Source organism: Streptomyces sp. NBC_01257 (genome assembly GCF_035917255.1).
Lineage (GTDB): Bacteria > Actinomycetota > Actinomycetes > Streptomycetales > Streptomycetaceae > Streptomyces.
This window is the reverse complement of the sequence record NZ_CP108472.1, coordinates 3616156-3639543: the sequence shown is the minus strand read 5'-3', so window position 1 is coordinate 3639543 and position 23388 is coordinate 3616156. Positions and strand designations below refer to the sequence as shown.

Below are 23388 nucleotides of genomic sequence, written 5' to 3'. Positions count from 1 at the left end.
CGCAGCCCGCTCAAGAGTGCGGTACCGTCCAACATCGTGAGCCCTGTACGTCGCTGTTCGCGCACCGCGTGCGGCCGCCCTGCCGTCGCGACACTGACGTACGTCTATGCCGACTCGACTGCGGTCCTCGGCCCGCTCGCCACCTACGCCGAGCCCCACTGCTACGACCTCTGTGCCGAGCACAGCGAGCGCCTGACCGCGCCCCGCGGCTGGGAGGTCGTCCGGCTCTCCGACCCCTCCGCACCCACCCGCCCCAGCGGTGACGACCTCGAAGCCCTGGCCAACGCCGTGCGGGAAGCCGCGCGTCCGCAGGACCGCGCGGACGGGACCAGGGGCGGCGGTCCGCGCACCGCGGACCCGATGGAGGTCGGCCGCCGGGGCCACCTGCGCGTGCTCCGCTCACCCGAGTCCTGAACCTGGAGCCGTGGCCCGGAGTATCCGGCGCATGAGGCGTTCCGGACCGCCGGGTAGTTTGGCGGTCCGAAGAAACCTCAGGAGGACCGGCCCGTGACCGCAGATCTGTCGCAGCTCGTGAAGGCGTACGACGTGCGCGGAGTCGTGCCCGACCAGTGGGACGAGGCGATGGCCGAGCTGTTCGGGGCGGCGTTCGTCGAGGTGACTGCGGCGGACGCGATCGTCGTCGGCCACGACATGCGCCCCACGTCCCCCGGGCTGTCGGGAGCCTTCGCCCGGGGCGCGGCGGCCCGCGGAGCCGACGTCACCCTGATCGGCCTCTGCTCGACCGACCAGCTGTACTACGCGTCGGGAGCCCTGGACCTGCCGGGCGCGATGTTCACGGCCTCGCACAACCCGGCGCGGTACAACGGCATCAAGATGTGCCGGGCGGGCGCGGCCCCGGTGGGCCAGGACACCGGTCTCGCCGAGATCCGCACCCTCGTCGAGAAGTGGTCGGAGTCCGGCGCACCGCAGCCGGCCGCCACCCCCGGCACGGTCACCGGACGCGACACGCTCACGGACTACGCCGCCCACCTGCTGTCCCTGGTCGACCTGTCCGCGATCCGCCCCCTGAAGGTGGTCGTGGACGCGGGCAACGGCATGGGCGGCCACACGGTCCCGACGGTCCTCGCCGGCCTGCCGCTGGACCTCGTACCGATGTACTTCGAGCTGGACGGCACCTTCCCGAACCACGAGGCCAACCCGCTCGACCCGAAGAACATCGTCGACCTCCAGGCTCGGGTACTGGCCGAGGGCGCCGACCTCGGCCTGGCCTTCGACGGCGACGCCGACCGCTGCTTCGTCGTGGACGAGCGGGGCGCCGGCGTCTCCCCGTCCGCGATCACCGCCCTGGTCGCGGCCCGCGAACTGGCCCGCAACGGCGGCCGGGGCACGATCATCCACAACCTGATCTCCTCCCGCTCGGTCCCGGAGGTCGTACGCGAACAGGGCGGCACCCCGGTCCGCACCCGGGTCGGCCACTCGTTCATCAAGGCGGAGATGGCCACGCACGGCGCGATCTTCGGCGGCGAGCACTCCGCGCACTACTACTTCCGCGACTTCTGGAACGCCGATACGGGCATGCTCGCCGCCCTCCACGTCCTGGCCGCCCTGGGAGGCCAGGAGGGAACCCTCTCGGCCCTGGTCGCCCAGTACGACCGCTACACCGGCTCGGGCGAGATCAACTCCACGGTCGACGACCAGCAGGCCCGCACGGAGGACGTACGCACAGCCTTCGGCACCCGCGAGAACGTGACCACGGACGACCTGGACGGCCTCACGGTCACCGCCCCGGACTGGTGGTTCAACCTCCGCCCCTCCAACACGGAACCCCTGCTGCGCCTGAACGTCGAGGCGGACGACGAGGAGACGATGGAAGCGGTACGCGACGAGGTCCTGAACCTGATCCGCACACGGACCAACGACTGAGGAGCCGGACGGGGGCGCGGCACCCCGTCACCTGCGCCCCACCGGCACATGTCAGCCCCTCCGGCGTTGAGGAGCGGGGCCCGGGGCGGAGCCCCGGTCACGGGAAGGGGCGGGCAGGGGAACAGGCCCGCCGCAGGCGCACCCCACCCGCCCCCACCCCCTCGCACCGCCCCCACCCCCGGCCGGGCCAGGCCGCGCCCCCGCCACCCCGGCGGTAGGCTGACCTCGCCCGATCCACAAGGGCAGAACAAGATCAACCGCACAGCCGAAGAACACACCGCACCACCCACTCCGCCCCCAACGCCCGACCGCCCGAAGGGACCCACCCCATGCCGCTCGAAGCCGGCCTCCTGGAGATCCTGGCCTGCCCGGCCTGCCACTCCCCGCTCGACGACCGGTCGGCAGCCGACAGCCCGGAACTGATCTGCACCGGAAATGACTGCGGCCTGGCCTACCCGGTGCGGGACGGCATCCCCGTCCTCCTCGTCGACGAGGCCCGCCGCCCCGCGTAACCGGGCCCACGCCCACACCCCGCACGGTGATCGGCACGTGATCGGAGGACCGTCCCCATGCTCGACGAGTCGTTGCTCGACGCCCCGGAAGCCCTGGCCCGAGCCGACCGCCGCGGTCTGCTCCGCGGCGCCGCCGAGTCCGGGGCCCGGGTCCGCACCGCCGCCCGGCACGCGACGGAGGCCGGCATCAGCGCGCTGAACCCGGAGGGCCGCCCCCGCGCCGTCCTCGTCGCGGGCTCCGGCACCGCCGCGACCGGCGTCGCCGACCTGATCGCGGCCCTGGCCGGCGCCTCCGCCCCGGTCACACGCATCCACCCGACCGGCGTCGCCCCGGCCGCCGGCGCGATGCGGTGGACGCTGCCCGGCTGGGCCGGCTCCGTCGATCTGCTCCTCGTCGTCACGGCCGACGGTTCCGAACCGGGCCTCGCCCTCCTCGCCGAGCAGGCGTACCGCCGCGGCTGCACCGTCGTCGCCGTCGCGCCCCGGCAGTCACCGCTGCGCGAGGCGGTCGACGGGGTGCACGGCCTCGTCGTACCGATGGCCTCCGCCCCGCACGGCGAGTACGACGCCGAGACCTCGGCGGCCGGCCCCGGCACGCTCTGGGCCCTGTTCACCCCGCTGCTCGCGCTCCTCGACCGCGTCGGCCTGGTCACCGCCCCCGCCGATGTACTGCAGGGCGTCGCCGACCGCCTGGACCGCACGGCGGAGCGCTGCGGACCGGCGATCGCCACGTACAGCAACCCGGCCAAGACCCTCGCCGCCGAACTCGCGGACAGCCTGCCCCTCATCTGGACGGAGGGCGACGCCGCCGGCCCGGTCGGGCGACGGTTCGCCGCGGTGCTGGCCGAGCTGTCCGGCCGCCCGGCCCTCGCCGCCGAACTCCCCGAGGCGCTTCCCGCCCACGGGGCCCTGCTGGCGGGCGCGTTCGCCGCCGGGGCCGACCCCGACGACTTCTTCCGCGACCGGGTCGAGGAGTCCGAACCCCTCCACGCCCGCGTCGTCCTGCTCCGCGACCGCCCCACCGGCGGCCTGAGCGCGGCCCCCGCGGCCCGGGAGCTGGCCCTGGGCCACGACACCGCGATCAGCGAGCTGGAACCGGAGGAGGGCACCAAGCTCGAAGCCCTCGCGGAGCTCCTCGCGGTCACCGACTTCGCCGCCGTCTACCTGGCCCTCGCCTCGGCAGCCCGCGCCTGAACCACAGCACCACCCCACACACGCACCACCCCCCTCACGCGCACCACACCGCTACGCAGCACAACACCGCCACGCATCTCACAAGGCACGAGGACGATTTCCATGGACCGGCTCTCCAACACCGTGCGCCCGTACGCCTGGGGCTCCACCACGGCCATCCCGAACCTGCTCGGCGTCGCCCCCACCGGCGAACCCCAGGCGGAAATGTGGATGGGCGCGCACCCGGGAGCCCCCTCCCGGATAACCCGCACCGGCACAGACACCGCTCCCGCCGAGCAGGCCCTCACCGACGTCATCGCCGCCGACCCGGCACGCGAACTCGGCCGGCCCGCCGTCGAGAAGTTCGGCCCCCGGCTGCCCTTCCTCCTCAAGCTCCTCGCCGCCGGTGCCCCGCTCTCCCTCCAGGTCCACCCCGACCTCGCCCAGGCACAGGAGGGATACGCCGACGAGGAGCGCCGGTCCGTCCCGATCGACGCCCCCCACCGCGTGTACAAGGACGCCAACCACAAGCCCGAACTGATCTGCGCGCTCACCCCCTTCGACGGCCTGTGCGGCTTCCGCCGGCCCGTCGAGGCGGCCGAGGCGATGGAGGCGCTGGGCGTCGACTCCCTCAAGCCGTACGCCGATCTGCTCCGCGCCCACCCCGAAGAGGCGGCCCTGCGGGAGGTCCTCACGGCGATCCTCACCGCGGACCCGGCACAGATGGCGGAGACGGTGACGGCCGTGGCGGCCGCCGCCGAACGGATCGGCGGCAGCTACGCCCCGTACGCACGCGCCGCGCACCACTTCCCGGGCGACGCCGGCGTCGTCGCGGCCCTGCTGCTGAACTACGTACAACTCCAGCCCGGAGAGGCCCTGTTCCTCGACGCCGGAGTCCCGCACGCCTACTTCGGCGGCCTCGGTGTCGAAATCATGGCGAACTCGGACAACGTGCTGCGCTGCGGGCTGACGCCCAAGCACATCGACGTACCCGAACTCCTGCGCATCGTCCGCTTCGAGGCGACCGATCCGGGAATCCTGCGGCCCGAGGCGTCCCCGTCCGGCGAGGAGCTGTACGAGACGCCGGTCGACGAGTTCCGGCTCTCCCGTTTCGACCTCTCACCCGGCGCCGCCCCGGTCGACCTGGCCGCGGCCACGCCCCAGATCCTGCTCTGCACGGCGGGCGCGCCCAAGGTCGGCGAGCTCGGCCTCGTACCGGGCGACTCGGTGTTCGTACCGGCCGGCGAGAAGGCCGAAGTGTCCGGTACGGGCACGCTGTTCCGCGCCACTGTGGTGGCCTGACGTACCGTCCGCACCATGGACTGCAACAATGTCCGGCCGTACCGCGGCCGCCGGAGCCGCAGCACCGAACGAAGGGACACCAGGCACCCATGAGTGCGTCAGGCGGAACCAAGGCGATCGTGGCGGCACTCGGCGCCAACCTCGCGATCGCAGTGGCCAAATTCGTGGCGTTCCTGTTCAGTGGCTCGTCGTCGATGCTCGCGGAGAGCGTTCACTCGCTGGCCGACTCGGGCAACCAGGGCCTGCTGCTGCTCGGCGGCAAGAAGGCCAAGCGCGAGGCCACCCCCCAGCACCCCTTCGGCTACGGGCGCGAGCGCTACATCTACGCCTTCCTCGTCTCCATCGTCCTGTTCTCGGTCGGTGGCATGTTCGCGGTGTACGAGGGCTACGAGAAGATCAAGCACCCGCACGCGATCGAGGCCTGGTACTGGCCGGTCGGCGTTCTGGTCTTCGCGATCATCGCCGAGAGCTTCTCGTTCCGTACGGCGATCAAGGAGTCGAACGAGACCCGCGGCGCCCTCACCTGGACCCAGTTCGTCCGCCGGGCGAAGGCACCGGAGCTTCCCGTCGTGCTGCTGGAGGACTTCGGCGCGCTGATCGGCCTGGTCCTGGCCCTCGCCGGCGTCGGCCTGGCGCTCGGAACCGGCGACGGCGTGTGGGACGGCATCGGCACCCTCTGCATCGGCATCCTGCTGATCGTCATCGCGATCGTCCTGGCGGCCGAGACGAAGTCCCTGCTGCTCGGTGAGGCCGCCGGCACCGACCAGGTCGAGAAGATCAAGGCCGCGGTCGTCGACGGCGACACCGTCACCGGCATCATCCACATGCGTACGCTCCACCTCGGCCCGGAAGAACTGCTGGTCGCAGCCAAGATCGCGGTCCAGCACGACGACACCGCCACCGAGGTCGCCAACGCCATCAACGCCGCGGAGTCCCGTATCCGCGAGGCCGTGCCGATCGCCCGGGTCATCTACCTGGAGCCGGACATCTACAACGAGGCGGCGGCCAGGGCCGGCACCAACCCGGCCAAGGAACCGGGCGGGTCCTCCCCGGCCGTCCCCTCGTCCGACCAGACCCCGGACGCATCCGGCACCCCGGACGCATCCGCCACCCCCGACACCCCGGCAGAACCGACGGATTCCGGCCACTGACCGCACCCGATACCCCGATGAGGCCGCTCCTGGACCCGGTGGGCTGGGAGCGGCTGGGCCGTTCGGTGTAGATTCGACCGCAGTGTCAGACGTCGCTGCTGATGGCGGTCGATCGGTCCGTACGCCGGACCGGCCGAGGGAGAGAGGGCCTCCGACGGACTGCGCTGCGAGCGCTCGGGCATTCGTGTGCCCGCCGCCGCAGAGCCGCCCTACCCACCCTCGAACCCATCACGAGGAGCAGCCCCGTTATGACGACGGTCGCCAATCGACAGGACTTCAAGGTCGCCGACCTCTCCCTCGCAGCCTTCGGCCGCAAGGAGATCACCCTCGCCGAGCACGAGATGCCCGGCCTGATGTCGATCCGCAAGGAGTACGCCGCCGCGCAGCCGCTGGCCGGCGCCCGCATCACCGGTTCGCTGCACATGACCGTGCAGACCGCCGTGCTGATCGAGACCCTGGTCGCCCTCGGCGCCGAGGTCCGCTGGGCCTCCTGCAACATCTTCTCCACCCAGGACCACGCAGCCGCGGCCATCGCCGTGGGTCCGAACGGCACCCCGGACGCCCCCGCCGGCGTCCCGGTCTTCGCCTGGAAGGGCGAGAGCCTGGAGGAGTACTGGTGGTGCACGGAGCAGGCCCTGACCTGGCCGAACACCCCCACCGGTGGTCCGAACATGATCCTCGACGACGGTGGTGACGCCACCCTCCTCGTCCACAAGGGCGTCGAGTTCGAGAAGGCGGGCGCCGCTCCGGACCCGTCGACCGCGGACAGCGAGGAGTACGCGTACATCCTCACCCTGCTGAACCGCACCCTCGGTGAGTCCCCGCAGAAGTGGACCCAGCTGGCCTCCGAGATCCGTGGTGTCACGGAGGAGACCACGACCGGCGTGCACCGGCTGTACGAGATGCACCGTGACGGCACCCTCCTGTTCCCGGCGATCAACGTCAACGACGCGGTCACCAAGTCGAAGTTCGACAACAAGTACGGCTGCCGCCACTCCCTGATCGACGGCATCAACCGCGCCACCGACGTCCTCATCGGCGGCAAGACCGCCGTCGTCTGCGGCTACGGCGACGTGGGCAAGGGCTGCGCGGAGTCCCTGCGGGGCCAGGGCGCCCGCGTGATCATCACGGAGATCGACCCGATCTGCGCGCTGCAGGCGGCGATGGACGGCTACCAGGTCGCCACCCTCGACGACGTCGTGGAGCAGGCCGACATCTTCGTCACGACGACGGGCAACAAGGACATCATCATGGCCGCCGACATGGCCCGGATGAAGCACCAGGCCATCGTCGGGAACATCGGCCACTTCGACAACGAGATCGACATGGCCGGCCTCGCGAAGATCGACGGGATCGTCAAGGACGAGGTCAAGCCGCAGGTCCACACCTGGACGTTCGCTGACGGCAAGGTCCTCATCGTGCTCTCCGAGGGCCGCCTGCTGAACCTGGGCAACGCCACCGGCCACCCCTCGTTCGTCATGTCCAACTCGTTCGCGGACCAGACCCTGGCCCAGATCGAGCTGTTCACGAAGCCCGAGGAGTACCCGACCGACGTCTACGTGCTGCCCAAGCACCTCGACGAGAAGGTCGCCCGTCTCCACCTCGCCGCCCTCGGCGTGAAGCTGACGACGCTGCGCCCCGAGCAGGCCGCGTACATCGGCGTCGAGGTCGAGGGCCCGTACAAGTCGGACCACTACCGCTACTGACACCTTCACCACCTGCGACGGCCTGCCGGTGACCCGTCACTTCACCACCGGTCAGTGACGACCGGCCACCGGCAGCCCCCGCAGTGCCTGCGGACGCGCGCGCGTCCGCAGGACCGGTGACTCAGCAGCAGCTACGTACGCAGGCCCCCGCACCCCCGTGTCGGGGGCCTGCGCCGTACCGCACCCGCACAGCCCGAGGAACCCGAAGGACCCCATGCCCCGCGGCCGATATTCGCTCCACGATCTCCACGACCACACCCCCCTCGGCGAAGAACACTTCCACTGCGCGCCCGGCCCCTCCGGCTGGCGCTACGTCTCCCAGACGACCGCCCCGTCCGGCGATCACCTCGGATCCGTGGATCTCACACTCGACGAACTCGGCCGCCCCATCCGTCTCGAACTCCATGCCGCGAGCTGGCAGGTCCGAGGCGCCGCCCTCGAAGGCGTCACCTGGGTACGCACCGACCCGACCGGCACCCATGCCACCGAAGGCAATGTCCGCGCCCATGCCTTCGCCGGCACGTCCCCCGCATTCCTCGTCGCCACCGCACGGCTGCTCCGCCTCACCCCCGCTTCCCCCTCGACCCGACTCCGCGTCGTCACCTTCACGGACCCGGTCCTCGCCCCTCGTACCGTCGACCAGTCCTGGGCCCTGGTGAACAGTGAAGCGCACCCCACTGACAACGGCCCCCTGACCGTGGACGAATACCAGGTCAGCGCCCTGGACACCGGTGAGCAGCACAGCGTCCACATCGCCGGCGACGTGGTCCTGTCGGCCCCTGGCATCGAGCTCGAAGAGCTGGAGTCCCCGCCCTCGGACCGCTGAGGCCCATCGCTCAGGCGGGCGGGGCGAATCCGGTGGCCGCGGGCCGGACCTCCGCACCGGGAGCAGCCGTCTTCCCCGGCTGAGACCGAGGCCGAGACTGAGACCGCGGTCGAGATTGCGGCTGAGACAGGGGCAGCGGCAGGGACTCCGTACCGACCGGCCCTCCGGATACACCGACAGGCCCGACAGGAACCCCCGCAGAACCCCCCACAGGTCCTCCGACGGAACCCGCTCCAGGCCCCCGGACCGCGGCGAACGCCCGGCGCGCATCGCGCACCTGCCGCTCGTTCACCACAGCGGCCAGGAACGCGGCGGCGGGTACACCCTCCGGCGCCGGAACCCCGGTCCGTGCCGCGACCTCTCCGGCCAGCCGTTCGGCCATGGCCCGTCCCACGGTGGCGTCCAGCTGGTGCATCCGCGTCAGGTACTGCCGTACCGCCAGCCACAGATCATCGGGCACCGCCGACAGGTCCAGTCCGGCGAACCGCCCGACCAGCCAGGGAGGGGGAGGCGGCACGGCAGCCGCCCTGCCCGCCGGCACCCGCTCCCGTACGACGAGCGTCCCCGCGAACACATCCCCGATCCGCCGCCCGCGCGCCGAAGCGAGGGACGCGACGGAGGCGATCACACCGAGCGTCGCGAGGATCTCCACGACGCCCATCGCCCCGCGCACCAGCGCATGCCGGAACCGGATGGGCCCCCCGTCGTCCCGCACCACCCGGAGCCCGCAGGCGAGCTTCCCCAGTGAACGGCCGTGGCTGAGCGTCTCCACCGCGATCGGGCCCCCGACCAGAACCAGCAGGAACGTCGCGACGGACACCGCGGCCACCGCGGCGTCGTCGAGCGTGGCCGTCGCGATGGCCAGTCCGATCGACACCATGACGAAGACCGTCCCCACCACCGCCAGATCGATGACCAGAGCCAGCGCCCGGCTCGGCAACTTCGCCGGCCGCAACCCCAGCACGACCGCGTCCCCGGTCACCAGCTCACTCATCGCCGCCCACCCTTCGCCGACCATCCCTGCCCCTCGCGCCCACAGTCTGCCAAGCTGACCCGCAACGCGCCGCAGTTGTACGGACCCGTACGCACCCATGCCTGGAGCAGCAGCCGCCCATGGACCTCGACGTCTTCGTCAACACCCACCGCATCGAGTGGGACCGTCTGGACCACCTCCTGCACCGCGGCCGCAGGCTCACCGGCGCGGAAGCCGACGAACTCGTCGACCTCTACCAGCGCACGGCCACCCATCTCTCCCTGATCCAGTCCAGCGCGCCCGACCCGCTGCTCACCGCGCGTCTCACGCAACTGGTGGCCCGGGCCCGCTCCACGGTGACGGGAACCCGCCGCGCCTCCTGGCGCGATGCCGCGCACTTCCTCACGGCGGGATTCCCCGCAGCGGTCTACCGATCCCGGCACTGGTGGATACCCACGGCCGTCCTCTCCGCCCTGCTGGCCGCGCTGATGGGCTGGTGGATCGGAACCCATCCGGAAGTCCAGTCGGCCATCGCCGCCCCGGAGGACCTTCGCCGGCTCACCAGTCCGGGAGGGGAGTACGAGACGTATTACTCCAGCCACCCGGCGGCCTCGTTCGCCGCCCAGGTCTGGACGAACAACGCCCAGGCCGCCGCCATGTGCCTGGTCCTGGGCGCGTTCCTCTGCGTCCCGGTGATCTGGATCCTCTTCGTCAACGTGCTCAACCTGGCCGTGGGCATCGGTCTGATGTCGTCGGCGGGGCGGCTCGACACGTTCCTCGGCCTGATCCTGCCGCACGGACTGCTCGAGCTCACGGCGGTCTTCGTCGCGGCGGGTACGGGCCTCCGCCTGGGCTGGACGGTCATCGACCCCGGACCGCACACCCGGCGTACGGCCCTGGCAGTACAAGGACGAGCAGCCATCGGTATGGCCATCGGACTGGCCGTCGTCCTGTTCGTCTCGGGCGTCATCGAAGGCTTCGTCACCCCCTCGGGCCTCCCGACCTGGGCTCGTATCGCCATCGGTATCGCGGCCGAGCTGGCCTTCCTCGCCTACGTCTACATCCTGGGCGGCCGAGCGGCCCGAGCCGGTGACGCGGGCGACCTCGCAGCAGCCGAACGAAGTGCCGAGCTGCCGGTCGCCACCTGATGTGCGTACGCCCCTGCTGAGCTGCTAGTCTCCTCCTCGCCCCAAAAAACCGTTGACACGGAGGACTGGGGGAGGTAGATTCAAACGGTTGCCTCGAACTGGACAAGTTCGGGCCCAGCAGGTTAGATTTGCTTCGCTCTTACCGGAAATTGGATTTCCGCAGAGCCGTTGATTCCCACTCTCTGGAACATGAAGCCGATTAGTTCGGCCGAAATGCTTCTGATAAAGTCGAATCAGCCGAAAGGCAAGGCCACTTCAACGGCCACCAGAATTCAAATTCGAACCGGAAACGGAACGAAATGAGTCTGGTAAGGTTGGAACCGCCGGAAAGGGAAACGCGAAAGCGAAGAACTGGAAAGCGGAAAATGCGAGGCCCGCTTCGACCGGGAATCGGACACGAAAGAGTCTGATAGAGTCGGAAACGCAAGACCGAAGGGAAGCGCCCGGAGGAAAGCCCGAGAGGGTGAGTACAAAGGAAGCGTCCGTTCCTTGAGAACTCAACAGCGTGCCAAAAGTCAACGCCAGATATGTTGATACCCCGACCTGCTTCGGCAGGTTCGAGGTTCCTTTGAAAGTCCTAGCAGGTCTTTACCGGCCTGGTAGGCAATGAACACAGCGAGGACACAGTGAACGGTCGGTCTTATTCCGACCTGACCGTTCCGCTCTCGTGTGTGTCTACCCGATTACGGGAAAACATTCACGGAGAGTTTGATCCTGGCTCAGGACGAACGCTGGCGGCGTGCTTAACACATGCAAGTCGAACGATGAAGCCCTTCGGGGTGGATTAGTGGCGAACGGGTGAGTAACACGTGGGCAATCTGCCCTTCACTCTGGGACAAGCCCTGGAAACGGGGTCTAATACCGGATAATACTTTCTCTCTCATGGGGGAAGGTTAAAAGCTCCGGCGGTGAAGGATGAGCCCGCGGCCTATCAGCTAGTTGGTGGGGTAATGGCCTACCAAGGCGACGACGGGTAGCCGGCCTGAGAGGGCGACCGGCCACACTGGGACTGAGACACGGCCCAGACTCCTACGGGAGGCAGCAGTGGGGAATATTGCACAATGGGCGAAAGCCTGATGCAGCGACGCCGCGTGAGGGATGACGGCCTTCGGGTTGTAAACCTCTTTCAGCAGGGAAGAAGCGAAAGTGACGGTACCTGCAGAAGAAGCGCCGGCTAACTACGTGCCAGCAGCCGCGGTAATACGTAGGGCGCAAGCGTTGTCCGGAATTATTGGGCGTAAAGAGCTCGTAGGCGGCTTGTTGCGTCGGTTGTGAAAGCCCGGGGCTTAACCCCGGGTCTGCAGTCGATACGGGCAGGCTAGAGTGTGGTAGGGGAGATCGGAATTCCTGGTGTAGCGGTGAAATGCGCAGATATCAGGAGGAACACCGGTGGCGAAGGCGGATCTCTGGGCCATTACTGACGCTGAGGAGCGAAAGCGTGGGGAGCGAACAGGATTAGATACCCTGGTAGTCCACGCCGTAAACGTTGGGAACTAGGTGTTGGCGACATTCCACGTCGTCGGTGCCGCAGCTAACGCATTAAGTTCCCCGCCTGGGGAGTACGGCCGCAAGGCTAAAACTCAAAGGAATTGACGGGGGCCCGCACAAGCAGCGGAGCATGTGGCTTAATTCGACGCAACGCGAAGAACCTTACCAAGGCTTGACATCGCCCGGAAAGCCGTAGAGATACGGCCCCCCTTGTGGTCGGGTGACAGGTGGTGCATGGCTGTCGTCAGCTCGTGTCGTGAGATGTTGGGTTAAGTCCCGCAACGAGCGCAACCCTTGTTCTGTGTTGCCAGCATGCCCTTCGGGGTGATGGGGACTCACAGGAGACTGCCGGGGTCAACTCGGAGGAAGGTGGGGACGACGTCAAGTCATCATGCCCCTTATGTCTTGGGCTGCACACGTGCTACAATGGCCGGTACAATGAGCTGCGATGCCGCGAGGCGGAGCGAATCTCAAAAAGCCGGTCTCAGTTCGGATTGGGGTCTGCAACTCGACCCCATGAAGTCGGAGTTGCTAGTAATCGCAGATCAGCATTGCTGCGGTGAATACGTTCCCGGGCCTTGTACACACCGCCCGTCACGTCACGAAAGTCGGTAACACCCGAAGCCGGTGGCCCAACCCCTTGTGGGAGGGAGCTGTCGAAGGTGGGACTGGCGATTGGGACGAAGTCGTAACAAGGTAGCCGTACCGGAAGGTGCGGCTGGATCACCTCCTTTCTAAGGAGCATCTAGATTCCGCAAGGAATCCAGAGCCACTACGTCGACAAATGTTCGACGGTGGTTAGCTCATGGGTGGAACGTTGACTATTCGGCACGGTTGGCTGGTTTTCGTAAGTACTGCTTCGGCGTGGAACATGAAGACGGGTTGACTGTGTCGGGCACGCTGTTGGGTATCTGAAGGTACGGCCGTAATGGTCGTCCTTCGGTTGCCGGCCCCAGTGAACTCGCCTGTAAGGGTGGGGTGATGGGTGGCTGGTCGTTGTTTGAGAACTGCACAGTGGACGCGAGCATCTGTGGCCAAGTTTTTAAGGGCGCACGGTGGATGCCTTGGCACCAGGAACCGATGAAGGACGTGGGAGGCCACGATAGGCCCCGGGGAGCTGTCAACCAAGCTTTGATCCGGGGGTGTCCGAATGGGGAAACCCGGCAGTCGTCATGGGCTGTCACCCGCTGCTGAACACATAGGCAGTGTGGAGGGAACGAGGGGAAGTGAAACATCTCAGTACCCTCAGGAAGAGAAAACAACCGTGATTCCGGGAGTAGTGGCGAGCGAAACTGGATCAGGCCAAACCGTATGCGTGTGATACCCGGCAGGGGTTGCGCATGCGGGGTTGTGGGATCTCTTTTTCATAGTCTGCCGGCTGTGAGACGAGTCAGAAACCGTTGATGTAGGCGAAGGACATGCGAAAGGTCCGGCGTAGAGGGTAAGACCCCCGTAGCTGAAACATTAACGGCTCGTTTAAGAGACACCCAAGTAGCACGGGGCCCGAGAAATCCCGTGTGAATCTGGCGGGACCACCCGTTAAGCCTAAATATTCCCTGGTGACCGATAGCGGATAGTACCGTGAGGGAATGGTGAAAAGTACCGCGGGAGCGGAGTGAAATAGTACCTGAAACCGTGTGCCTACAAGCCGTGGGAGCGTCGCGCATCGAGTTTACTCGGTGCGTCGTGACTGCGTGCCTTTTGAAGAATGAGCCTGCGAGTTTGCGGTGTGTTGCGAGGTTAACCCGTGTGGGGAAGCCGTAGCGAAAGCGAGTCCGAATAGGGCGATTTAGTAGCGCGCTCAAGACCCGAAGCGGAGTGATCTAGCCATGGGCAGGTTGAAGCGGAGGTAAGACTTCGTGGAGGACCGAACCCACCAGGGTTGAAAACCTGGGGGATGACCTGTGGTTAGGGGTGAAAGGCCAATCAAACTCCGTGATAGCTGGTTCTCCCCGAAATGCATTTAGGTGCAGCGTCGTGTGTTTCTTGCCGGAGGTAGAGCACTGGATAGGCGATGGGCCCTACCGGGTTACTGACCTTAGCCAAACTCCGAATGCCGGTAAGTGAGAGCACGGCAGTGAGACTGTGGGGGATAAGCTCCATGGTCGAGAGGGAAACAGCCCAGAGCATCGACTAAGGCCCCTAAGCGTACGCTAAGTGGGAAAGGATGTGGAGTCGCAGAGACAACCAGGAGGTTGGCTTAGAAGCAGCCACCCTTGAAAGAGTGCGTAATAGCTCACTGGTCAAGTGATTCCGCGCCGACAATGTAGCGGGGCTCAAGCGTACCGCCGAAGTCGTGTCATTCCAGCATTAAGGGCCAACGCCTGCTGGGATGGGTAGGGGAGCGTCGTGTGCCGGGTGAAGCAGCCGCGGAAGCGAGTTGTGGACGGTTCACGAGTGAGAATGCAGGCATGAGTAGCGATACACACGTGAGAAACGTGTGCGCCGATTGACTAAGGGTTCCTGGGTCAAGCTGATCTGCCCAGGGTAAGTCGGGACCTAAGGCGAGGCCGACAGGCGTAGTCGATGGACAACCGGTTGATATTCCGGTACCCGCTTTGAAACGCCCAATACTGAATCAGGCGATGCTAAGTCCGTGAAGCCGGCCCGATCTCTTCGGAGTTGAGGGTAGTGGTGGAGCCGACGAACCAGACTTGTACTAGGTAAGCGATGGGGTGACGCAGGAAGGTAGTCCAGCCCGGGCGGTGGTAGTCCCGGGGTAAGGGTGTAGGCCGTGTGGTAGGTAAATCCGTCACACATTAAGGCTGAGACCTGATGCCGAGCCGATTGTGGTGAAGTGGATGATCCTATGCTGTCGAGAAAAGCCTCTAGCGAGTTTCATGGCGGCCCGTACCCTAAACCGACTCAGGTAGTCAGGTAGAGAATACCGAGGCGTTCGGGTGAACTATGGTTAAGGAACTCGGCAAAATGCCCCCGTAACTTCGGGAGAAGGGGGGCCATCACTGGTGAGGGAACTTGCTTCCTGAGCTGGGGGTGGCCGCAGAGACCAGCGAGAAGCGACTGTTTACTAAAAACACAGGTCCGTGCGAAGCCGTAAGGCGATGTATACGGACTGACGCCTGCCCGGTGCTGGAACGTTAAGGGGACCGGTTAGCTGACTTTCGGGTCGGCGAAGCTGAGAACTTAAGCGCCAGTAAACGGCGGTGGTAACTATAACCATCCTAAGGTAGCGAAATTCCTTGTCGGGTAAGTTCCGACCTGCACGAATGGCGTAACGACTTCTCGACTGTCTCAACCATAGGCCCGGTGAAATTGCACTACGAGTAAAGATGCTCGTTTCGCGCAGCAGGACGGAAAGACCCCGGGACCTTTACTATAGTTTGATATTGGTGTTCGGTTCGGCTTGTGTAGGATAGGTGGGAGACTTTGAAGCGGCCACGCCAGTGGTTGTGGAGTCGTCGTTGAAATACCACTCTGGTCGTGCTGGATGTCTAACCTGGGTCCGTGATCCGGATCAGGGACAGTGTCTGATGGGTAGTTTAACTGGGGCGGTTGCCTCCTAAAGAGTAACGGAGGCGCCCAAAGGTTCCCTCAGCCTGGTTGGCAATCAGGTGTTGAGTGTAAGTGCACAAGGGAGCTTGACTGTGAGACCGACGGGTCGAGCAGGGACGAAAGTCGGGACTAGTGATCCGGCAGTGGCTTGTGGAAGCGCTGTCGCTCAACGGATAAAAGGTACCCCGGGGATAACAGGCTGATCTTCCCCAAGAGTCCATATCGACGGGATGGTTTGGCACCTCGATGTCGGCTCGTCGCATCCTGGGGCTGGAGTCGGTCCCAAGGGTTGGGCTGTTCGCCCATTAAAGCGGTACGCGAGCTGGGTTTAGAACGTCGTGAGACAGTTCGGTCCCTATCCGCTGTGCGCGTAGGAATATTGAGAAGGGCTGTCCCTAGTACGAGAGGACCGGGACGGACGAACCTCTGGTGTGCCAGTTGTCCTGCCAAGGGCATGGCTGGTTGGCTACGTTCGGAAAGGATAACCGCTGAAAGCATCTAAGCGGGAAGCCTGCTTCGAGATGAGTATTCCCACCAACTTGATTGGTTAAGGCTCCCAGTAGACGACTGGGTTGATAGGCCAGATGTGGAAGCCCGGTAACGGGTGGAGCTGACTGGTACTAATAGGCCGAGGGCTTGTCCTCAGTTGCTCGCGTCCACTGTGTTAGTTCTGAAATAACGAACGGCCGTGTTTTGTTCCGGTGTTGGTTAATTTCATAGTGTTTCGGTGGTCATTGCGTTAGGGAAACGCCCGGTTACATTCCGAACCCGGAAGCTAAGCCTTTCAGCGCCGATGGTACTGCAGGGGGGACCCTGTGGGAGAGTAGGACGCCGCCGAACTCCTTTTAGAATGGTTGAGCCCCGTGCCCTTGTGGCACGGGGCTTTTCCGCGTTTACGGGCCATATTTCCGGAACGGACCCCGTCCCGGACCATTGCGGGTCCGGGACGGCTGCTACAGCCGGCCCGCCGCCTTGAGAGCCAGGTAGGCATCGGCGAGAGCCGGTGCCAGGCTGTCCGGTGTGGCATCGACGACCACCACACCGTGACGCTGGAGCTGGTCCGCCGTCCGTCGCCGTCGCTCCTGAGCCTCGGCCCCGGCAGCGGCTTCGTAGATCGCGTCCACTGTGCCTCTCGCGCCGGCCATTTCCTCGATGTGCGGGTCCCTCACCGACGCCACCAGCACGGTATGGCGCTGGGTGAGACGAGGCAGGACGGGCAACAGGCCCTCCTCCACGGGGGCGGCGTCCAGACCGGTCAGCAGCACGATCAAGGAGCGCCGCGGGGCGTTCGTCAGAGCGGCGACGCTGAGACCCCGCGCGTCGGTCTCCACGAGTTCCGGCTCCAGCGGCGCCAGGGCATCGACCATGGCGGAAAGCACCTCGCCGGCTGCCCGGCCCCGCACCTGGGCGCGTACCCGCCGGTCGTAGGCGAGCAAGTCCACACGGTCCCCCGCGCGGGTGGCGAGAGCCGTGAGGAGCAGCGTCGCGTCCATCGATGCATCGAGGCGCGGGATGTCACCGACCCGCCCCGCCGACGTGCGGCCGGTATCGAGAACGATGAGGACATGACGGTCGCGTTCGGGGCGCCAGGTCCGTACCGCGACAGCGGACTGACGGGCAGTGGCCCGCCAGTCGATCGAGCGGGTGTCGTCGCCGGGGACGTAGGCGCGCAGGCTGTCGAATTCAGTGCCCTCACCCCGGGTGAGGACGCTCGTTCGCCCGTCGAGTTCGCGCAGTCGGGCCAGGCGGGACGGAAGGTGCTTGCGGCTGGTGAACGGCGGGAGGACACGTACCGTCCACGGAACGCGATGGGTCCCCTGGCGCGAGGCGAGACCCAGCGGTCCGTAGGAGCGGAGGGTGATCCGTTCGGCCTGGCGGTCCCCGCGGCGGGTCGGTCGCAGCAGCGTGGTGACACGGCGACGCTCGCCCGGAGGGATTTGCAGTTTGTGGCGGGACGCGGTCGCATCCGCACCCGGCAGCCAACTGCTGGGAGGCCAGGCGTCGCGGAGGTGTGCCCGCAGGAGGCGGCGGGAAGGATTGACTACGGTGAGTTGCACTTCCGCGCTGTCACCGAGTCGAACGCTTGTATCGCCAGATCGGGTGAACCGAAGCGTACGTACTGGTGCTGCCAGGGCGTAGTCGCACAGAATTGCTAGAGAGAGCGGGGCATTGACCGCGAGCATGCCCGTCCAGCTCGGGGCCAGGATGCCTACAGGGAGTGACCCCAGAGCGGCGAGCAGGGCGGTGCGTCCGGTGAGAGCCACCATTCACCGCCTCAACGGGGTACGGGGACGTGGGCGAGAACAGCGGTGATGACGGAGTCGGGGGTGACTCCTTCCATCTCCGCCTCGGGCCGCAGCTGAATGCGGTGCCGGAGCGTGGGAAGGGCCAGGGCTTTCACGTCGTCAGGGGTTACGTAGTCGCGGCCGGTCAGCCAGGCCCAGGCGCGCGCCGTGGAGAGCAGAGCAGTGGCACCTCGGGGGGAGACTCCGAGAGACAACGAGGGGGATTCACGCGTGGCACGACAGATATCGACGACATAGCCGGCGATCTCCGGAGAGACCGTGGTCTTGGCGACGGCGGTGCGTGCGGCTGCCAGGTCGGCCGGGCCTGCGACCGGGCGTATCCCCGCCGCCTGCAAATCGCGGGGATTGAAGCCATCGGCGTGACGGGTCAGGACGCTGATCTCGTCCTCGCGAGAAGGCAGCGGGACCGTCAGCTTGAGCAGGAATCGGTCCAGTTGGGCTTCGGGCAGGGGATACGTGCCCTCGTACTCGACCGGATTCTGCGTGGCGGCGACGAGGAAGGGGTCAGGCAGGGGACGAGGCGTTCCGTCGACCGTGACCTGGCGTTCCTCCATTGCCTCCAGAAGGGAGGACTGCGTCTTGGGAGGGGTCCGGTTGATCTCGTCAGCGAGCAGCAGGTTGGTGAAGACCGGTCCTGGCTGGAAGGAGAACTCGGCGGTGCGTGCGTCGTAGATGAGTGACCCGGTGACGTCGCTGGGCATCAGGTCGGGGGTGAACTGGACGCGTTTGGTGTCGAGTTCGAGTGATGCCGCGAGGGCCCTCACCAAGAGGGTCTTGGCCACACCGGGGACTCCTTCGAGCAGGACGTGGCCTCGGCAGAGCAGGGCGACAACCAGTCCGGTGACCGCCGGGTCCTGGCCGACCACGGCTTTGGCGATCTCGGAGCGCAACGCTTCCAGGGAGGCACGGGCCGTGTCGTCGCTGCTGACGGTCCCGGTTGTCCCGGCAGGGATAGGGGGCGGGGCGCTCATGAGGTACGGACCTCTCTTTCGAGGGTGTCGAGTTGGGCTGCCAGTTGGACGAGTGCGGCGTCGTCGGAGGGGGGCGGGCCGAAGAGCGACTCGCGCGGGTCGCCGTCGGCCGGGCTGAGCCGTACGGACACAGCGGGGAGGAGCGTCTCGGGGGAGTGGGCGTCGCGCGGAGAGACCCCGACGAGGGGGGCGATGCGGGCGCGGGTGGCATGACGCAGTGAGGCAGCGGCCCGGTCGCGGGCGTTCGCCTTGCGCTGGAGGCGGGCGCGGCCTTCGGTGGATTCCGAGGCGCGGATGGCCACGGGGAGCCGTTCAGTGACCACGGGGCCCAGGCGTCGTGCCCGCCAGATGGCGGCCAGTACTGCGGCGAGAGCGAGTTGCAGGGTGCCCCAGAGCCAGCCGGACGGGATCAGGTCGAGGAAGCCGCTTTCGCCTTCCGCGCTGTCGCCGTCCGTGCCGTTGTCCTGGCCTCCGCTGCTGTCCGCGGCGGAGGGATCACTGAGTGAGGGGAGGTACCAGACGAGATGCGGTCGGGAGCCGAGGAGTTGAAGGGCCAAGGAGGCGTTGCCCTCGTTGTCCAGGCGGTCGTTGTAGAGCAGATCGGGAGATCCGAGCAGGACGGTGTCACCCGATGCGGGGTGCTTCAGGAAGAGCACCGACGGCAGGCCGTCGGCCGGGTAACAGGCGAGGGTGTCGAGGCCGTCCGAGGCGGAGCCGTCCGACGTGTAGCGGAAGCCGCCCGTCTCGGCGTCACCGGCCCGGCGGGCGGCCGTGTCGGAACACTGCGGGGAGCGTGCGGAGACCGGGACGGAGGATTTCGCGCGGACGCCGGGAGCCAGTCTGCCCACCGAGGGCGGCCCCGCGGCGAGGAGCACCGTCCGGCCGCCTCGGCCGGTGGTCGTGGTGCGAAGCACGCTCTGCTGGGACGGCGTCAGCAGATTGGGGCCGGCGACGAGCAGCGTGGAGTCGGGGCCTGCCGCGGACGCGGCGGCATGCAACGTGGTGACGACCTGGACGGAGACCCCTTGGTCCTTGAGGAGTTCGGCGACGGCCCGGCTGCCGTAGCGGTCTGCGGAGCGGGGGTCGAGCCGGCCGTGCTGCTCTCCGGACCGGGTGGCCGCGAGCGCGATGCCGGCGGCGACGAGCACGAGGACGGCGAGCAGCAGCCCGCGGGTGCGGGTCCAGACCTGGTGCGGGGTGAGGGAGGCAGAGGTGGAGGGGGAGATGGGGGTGGGAGGGGGGCCGACCGTGGTCATTCGGCGGCTCCTCGGAGTGCGCCGGTCAGTTCCGGGGTGGCGGACTCCAGGTCGAGGTCCAGGGCGCGCACGGTCAGGTATGCCTGTTGGCCGGCGGAGCGGCCGCCGTATGTGACGTCGTCGAACTCCCGGGCCGCCGCCCGGAGCCGTGCGGCGTGTGCGGGCAGTGTGCGGCCTGCTTCCACGGCGGCCTCGTCGGCCGTGCGTCCGGGGCGGGGGTCGAGCAGGGTGCGTTCCTCCAGGGACCGGACGATGGCACGCATCCGCTCCTGGACCGCCTGGTTCCAGCGGCCGGCCGCGGCGTGGGCCTCGGCGGCGGCCCGGTGCTCCGGCGCGCTGCGGGGACCGTTCTCGAAGAGGGCGTCCGCTGTTCGCGGGCCACGTTGCGGGGTGCCCAGGCGCCACAGGAGCGCGGCGATGAGTGCGATGACGATCAGTACGAGCACGATCAGCCCGGCGGGTCCGCCCGGGGCGGCACCGGAGGCGGAGGAGAGGAGATCGCCTATCCAGGTCCACACATGGTCCAGGGCGCGCTGGAACGGGTTCGGATCGTTCTCGTGGTACATCGGCTTGGACAGCTCATGGCGTGCCGCCTCGCGGGCGGGTACCCGTGGGGTGTCCACGGGTATGTCGCCGCTGGCCCGGATCAGCAGTCGTGCTGGTGTGGTGCCGCCCGCCCCCGACACGGTGTCAGCTCCTGTTGTCGTAGCCCGGCAGACCGGCTGCCCGGGCGAGGTCGAGGTCGAGTGCTTCGCGCCGGATGCGCTGGTCCACGTAGAGCAGGGCCATGACTCCGGCGGAGAGCGGATAGGTGATCGTCGCGATGACCACGTCGCCGACGGCGGAGACGATCAGGAACGGCCAGCCGAAGCTGGTGGCGCCGTCGGTGAGGAAGGAGCTCAGGCTGCCGTCGTCCACGGCCACCGCGATGAGGCCGAACGGGATGCCGATCACCACCATCACGATGATCGTCAGCAGCCAGGTGAGCGCGAGGATGCCGAACGTCCGCCACCAGGCGCCGCGGACCAGTTTGGCCGAGCGCTTCAGGGATGCGGTGATCGACTGCCGTTCCAGCATCAGGGCCGGGGAGGCGAGGCAGAAGCGGACCATCAGCCAGAGGAACACGCCGCCTGCGGCGAGCAGTCCGAGGAAGGCGAGACCGACACCCGCGGTGTCACCGATCAGAAAGCCCGGGAGGATTCCCGCGGTCATGATGACTCCGGCCATCACGGCCAGCAGGAGGGTCAGGCCCAGCAGCGGGAGCAGCCGGGGCCGTGCCTCGGCCCAGGCGTCGGAGAGCGTCACGGGACGGCCCAGCACCGAGCGGCTGATCACCACGGTCAGCACCGCCGTGGTGAAGATCGTGGCGAGCATCGAGATGAGCAGCGGCGGGGCGCTGTTGAGCAGGCTGGAGCGGAGCGAGTCGGTGGCCTGCCGGAGCGCCTCCGAGCCGGTCGCGTTCCGGTCGAGCGAGGGCGGCTCGGGCAGCAGGTACTCCTGCACGAGCAGGATGGCGGTCTGGGCGACCACGGAGACGGCGAGGGTGATGCCGAGAACCGTGCGCCAGTGCGCGCGCATGGTGGAGACGGCACCGTCCAGGATCTCGCCGACGCCCAGCGGCCGGAGGGGGATGACGCCGGGCTTGGCCGCCGGCGGCCGGCCCCAGCCCGGACCCTGCGGCGGAACGCCCCAGCCCGGGTGGGGAGGCGGTGTGCCGGGGCCGGTTCCGGTATGGCTCGGCGGGGACCACTGCCCTGCGGGCGGCTGCGTGGAAGACCAGTTTCCCGCAGGTCCGCTGCCGTCGACCGGCTCGGAGGGACGGGGAACGCCCGCCTCCTGGCCGTCGGAGGGGGCAGATCCGGGCGAGGCCCAGCCCGGAGTGTCGTTCATTCTCGCTCCTTCACGGTCCTGTCCGCTCACCGGGGCGTCAGGTTGGCAGCCATCGTGCCACGCGTGGCACCCGTCCGGGCCTGGCGCTGTATCTCGTTCGTTCCTTCATGTGCGGGCGGGTTACGGGGCAGACTGGACGGATGGCTGATCAGGACGCGCAATCGCCGGTGGGCAGCGAGCCCGCCGCGCTTCCCGTACTCCGCTGGGACGAGCCTCCGGAAGGCCCCGTGCTGGTGCTTCTGGACCAGACACGGCTGCCCGCGGAGGAGGCCGAGCTGGTGTGTACGGATGTTCCCGCGCTGGTGGAGGCGATCCGGACACTGGCGGTGCGAGGGGCGCCGCTGCTGGGTATCGCCGGGGCCTACGGGGTGGCACTGGCCGCCGTGCGGGGCTACGACGTGGCAGAGGCCGCAGGACTGCTGGAGCAGGCGCGGCCCACCGCCGTGAACCTCGGCTACGGCGTCCGGCGTGCCGCCGGGGCGTACTGGGCGGCCGTCGACAAGGGGGCCGCTCCGGAGCAGGCCGCTGCGGTGGCGCTGGACGAGGCCCGGGCGCTGCACCGGGAGGACGCGGTGGCCAGCGGGCACATGGCGCGGTTCGGGCTCGCCCTGCTGGACGAGCTGCTGCCCGGCGGTGGTCACCGGCTGCTGACCCACTGCAATACCGGGGCCCTCGTCTCCGGTGGCGAGGGCACGGCCTTCGCGGTGGCGCTCGCGGCACACCGGGCGGGCCGGCTCCGGCGGCTGTGGGTGGACGAGACCCGCCCGCTGCTGCAGGGGGCCCGGCTGACCGCGTACGAGGCGGCGCGCAACGGCATGCCGTACAGCCTGCTCACCGACAATGCCGCCGGGTCCCTGTTCGCCGCGGGCGAGGTGGACGCGGTGCTCATCGGGGCGGACCGGATCGCCGCGGACGGATCGGTGGCGAACAAGGTGGGGAGCTATCCGCTGGCGGTGCTCGCGAAGTATCACCACGTACCGTTCATCGTGGTGGCGCCGGTCACGACCGTGGATCTGCACACCGCGGACGGTGCGTCCATCACGGTGGAGCAGCGCCCCGGGCGGGAAGTGACGGAGCTCACATCGCCGCAATGGGGGGCCGACGGGCGGGAAGCGGGCGCCGTGCCCGTGGCTCCGGTGGGAACCCCGGCGTACAACCCCGCCTTCGACATCACACCGCCGGAGCTGGTCACGGCGATCGTGACGGAGGAGGGCGTAATCTCCCCGGTCACGGGAGTCGGACTGGCAGAGCTGTGTGCCAGATCATCGCAGGTAACGATTAGCTAATGG

General features: G+C 67.7%; 16 protein-coding genes and 3 rRNA genes. 13 read left to right on the top strand and 6 right to left on the bottom strand.

What is annotated here, in order from left to right:
• The first annotated feature begins 36 nt into the window (after positions 1 to 36).
• The 8 genes from OG408_RS15390 to OG408_RS15355 all read left to right on the top strand — a co-directional run bounded on the left by OG408_RS15390 (position 37) and on the right by OG408_RS15355 (position 8554).
• Complete coding sequence (locus tag OG408_RS15390) at positions 37 to 414, top strand: DUF3499 domain-containing protein (RefSeq protein WP_266779522.1); 378 nt, start codon at positions 37 to 39, stop codon at positions 412 to 414.
• A 93-nt stretch (positions 415 to 507) separates the two neighbouring features.
• Positions 508 to 1884 (top strand): phosphomannomutase/phosphoglucomutase, encoded by a 1377-nt coding sequence (locus tag OG408_RS15385; RefSeq protein WP_326670351.1) that lies wholly within the window; start codon positions 508 to 510, stop codon positions 1882 to 1884.
• 329 nt (positions 1885 to 2213) lie between these two features.
• On the top strand, positions 2214 to 2396 hold the full coding sequence (locus tag OG408_RS15380) for a Trm112 family protein (RefSeq protein ID WP_266779518.1): 183 nt from the start codon (positions 2214 to 2216) through the stop codon (positions 2394 to 2396).
• Between the two features lie 57 nt (positions 2397 to 2453).
• Positions 2454 to 3590 (top strand): SIS domain-containing protein, encoded by a 1137-nt coding sequence (locus OG408_RS15375; RefSeq protein WP_326670348.1) that lies wholly within the window; start codon positions 2454 to 2456, stop codon positions 3588 to 3590.
• A gap of 102 nt (positions 3591 to 3692) precedes the next feature.
• Positions 3693 to 4871 (top strand): mannose-6-phosphate isomerase, class I, encoded by a 1179-nt coding sequence (gene manA / locus OG408_RS15370; protein WP_326670346.1) that lies wholly within the window; start codon positions 3693 to 3695, stop codon positions 4869 to 4871.
• A gap of 89 nt (positions 4872 to 4960) precedes the next feature.
• Positions 4961 to 6022: a cation diffusion facilitator family transporter gene (locus OG408_RS15365; RefSeq protein WP_326670344.1), complete on the top strand. Its 1062-nt coding sequence runs from the start codon at positions 4961 to 4963 to the stop codon at positions 6020 to 6022.
• A gap of 248 nt (positions 6023 to 6270) precedes the next feature.
• A complete protein-coding gene (gene ahcY / locus OG408_RS15360) occupies positions 6271 to 7728 on the top strand; it encodes an adenosylhomocysteinase (RefSeq protein WP_266779510.1) in 1458 nt (485 codons plus the stop codon).
• 214 nt (positions 7729 to 7942) lie between these two features.
• Positions 7943 to 8554, top strand: coding sequence for a hypothetical protein (locus tag OG408_RS15355; RefSeq protein WP_266779508.1), 612 nt, complete (start codon positions 7943 to 7945; stop codon positions 8552 to 8554).
• A gap of 10 nt (positions 8555 to 8564) precedes the next feature.
• Here the strand turns inward: OG408_RS15355 and OG408_RS15350 are convergent, their stop codons facing one another.
• Complete coding sequence (locus OG408_RS15350; RefSeq protein ID WP_326670342.1) at positions 8565 to 9548, bottom strand: RDD family protein; 984 nt, start codon at positions 9546 to 9548, stop codon at positions 8565 to 8567.
• Positions 9549 to 9667: 119 nt separating this feature from the next.
• Between OG408_RS15350 and OG408_RS15345 the strand changes: the two genes are divergently transcribed.
• The 4 genes from OG408_RS15345 (at position 9668) to rrf (ending at position 16516) form a co-directional block, all read left to right on the top strand.
• Positions 9668 to 10675, top strand: a complete 1008-nt coding sequence (locus OG408_RS15345) for a stage II sporulation protein M (RefSeq protein WP_266779504.1) — start codon at positions 9668 to 9670, stop codon at positions 10673 to 10675.
• 696 nt (positions 10676 to 11371) lie between these two features.
• Positions 11372 to 12897, top strand: a 16S ribosomal RNA gene (locus tag OG408_RS15340).
• A gap of 298 nt (positions 12898 to 13195) precedes the next feature.
• A 23S ribosomal RNA gene (locus OG408_RS15335) occupies positions 13196 to 16320 on the top strand.
• 79 nt (positions 16321 to 16399) lie between these two features.
• Positions 16400 to 16516, top strand: a 5S ribosomal RNA gene (gene rrf, locus OG408_RS15330).
• The 16S, 23S and 5S rRNA genes sit together here, the layout of an rRNA operon.
• A gap of 113 nt (positions 16517 to 16629) precedes the next feature.
• Here the strand turns inward: rrf and OG408_RS15325 are convergent.
• The 5 genes from OG408_RS15325 to OG408_RS15305 are packed head-to-tail and all read right to left on the bottom strand — an operon-like array spanning position 16630 to position 22099.
• On the bottom strand, positions 16630 to 17940 hold the full coding sequence (locus OG408_RS15325; protein ID WP_326674544.1) for a DUF58 domain-containing protein: 1311 nt from the start codon (positions 17938 to 17940) through the stop codon (positions 16630 to 16632).
• An 11-nt stretch (positions 17941 to 17951) separates the two neighbouring features.
• Positions 17952 to 18953 (bottom strand): AAA family ATPase, encoded by a 1002-nt coding sequence (locus OG408_RS15320; protein WP_266779502.1) that lies wholly within the window; start codon positions 18951 to 18953, stop codon positions 17952 to 17954.
• Positions 18950 to 20209 (bottom strand): DUF4350 domain-containing protein, encoded by a 1260-nt coding sequence (locus OG408_RS15315; RefSeq protein ID WP_326670340.1) that lies wholly within the window; start codon positions 20207 to 20209, stop codon positions 18950 to 18952. Before OG408_RS15315 ends, OG408_RS15320 begins: the two co-directional genes overlap by 4 nt.
• Positions 20206 to 20895: a DUF4129 domain-containing protein gene (locus OG408_RS15310; RefSeq protein ID WP_266779498.1), complete on the bottom strand. Its 690-nt coding sequence runs from the start codon at positions 20893 to 20895 to the stop codon at positions 20206 to 20208. Before OG408_RS15310 ends, OG408_RS15315 begins: the two co-directional genes overlap by 4 nt.
• Before the next feature lie 4 nt (positions 20896 to 20899).
• Entirely contained in the window at positions 20900 to 22099 is a 1200-nt protein-coding gene (locus tag OG408_RS15305) for a glycerophosphoryl diester phosphodiesterase membrane domain-containing protein (RefSeq protein WP_326670337.1), read from the bottom strand.
• A gap of 140 nt (positions 22100 to 22239) precedes the next feature.
• Between OG408_RS15305 and mtnA the strand changes: the two genes are divergently transcribed.
• Entirely contained in the window at positions 22240 to 23385 is a 1146-nt protein-coding gene (gene mtnA / locus OG408_RS15300; RefSeq protein WP_326670335.1) for an S-methyl-5-thioribose-1-phosphate isomerase, read from the top strand.
• Positions 23386 to 23388: the final 3 nt, after the last annotated feature.

Excerpts from the sequence above, each read along its gene's own strand:
- OG408_RS15380 (WP_266779518.1), top strand. The coding sequence starts at position 2,214 with ATGCCGCTCGAAGCCGGCCTCCTGGAGATCCTGGCCTGCCCGGCCTGC.
- OG408_RS15375 (WP_326670348.1), top strand. The coding sequence starts at position 2,454 with ATGCTCGACGAGTCGTTGCTCGACGCCCCGGAAGCCCTGGCCCGAGCC.
- manA (WP_326670346.1), top strand. The coding sequence starts at position 3,693 with ATGGACCGGCTCTCCAACACCGTGCGCCCGTACGCCTGGGGCTCCACC.
- OG408_RS15365 (WP_326670344.1), top strand. The coding sequence starts at position 4,961 with ATGAGTGCGTCAGGCGGAACCAAGGCGATCGTGGCGGCACTCGGCGCC.
- ahcY (WP_266779510.1), top strand. The coding sequence starts at position 6,271 with ATGACGACGGTCGCCAATCGACAGGACTTCAAGGTCGCCGACCTCTCC.
- OG408_RS15355 (WP_266779508.1), top strand. The coding sequence starts at position 7,943 with ATGCCCCGCGGCCGATATTCGCTCCACGATCTCCACGACCACACCCCC.
- OG408_RS15350 (WP_326670342.1), bottom strand. The coding sequence starts at position 9,548 with ATGAGTGAGCTGGTGACCGGGGACGCGGTCGTGCTGGGGTTGCGGCCG.
- OG408_RS15345 (WP_266779504.1), top strand. The coding sequence starts at position 9,668 with ATGGACCTCGACGTCTTCGTCAACACCCACCGCATCGAGTGGGACCGT.
- OG408_RS15320 (WP_266779502.1), bottom strand. The coding sequence starts at position 18,953 with ATGAGCGCCCCGCCCCCTATCCCTGCCGGGACAACCGGGACCGTCAGC.
- OG408_RS15315 (WP_326670340.1), bottom strand. The coding sequence starts at position 20,209 with ATGACCACGGTCGGCCCCCCTCCCACCCCCATCTCCCCCTCCACCTCT.
- OG408_RS15305 (WP_326670337.1), bottom strand. The coding sequence starts at position 22,099 with ATGAACGACACTCCGGGCTGGGCCTCGCCCGGATCTGCCCCCTCCGAC.
- mtnA (WP_326670335.1), top strand. The coding sequence starts at position 22,240 with ATGGCTGATCAGGACGCGCAATCGCCGGTGGGCAGCGAGCCCGCCGCG.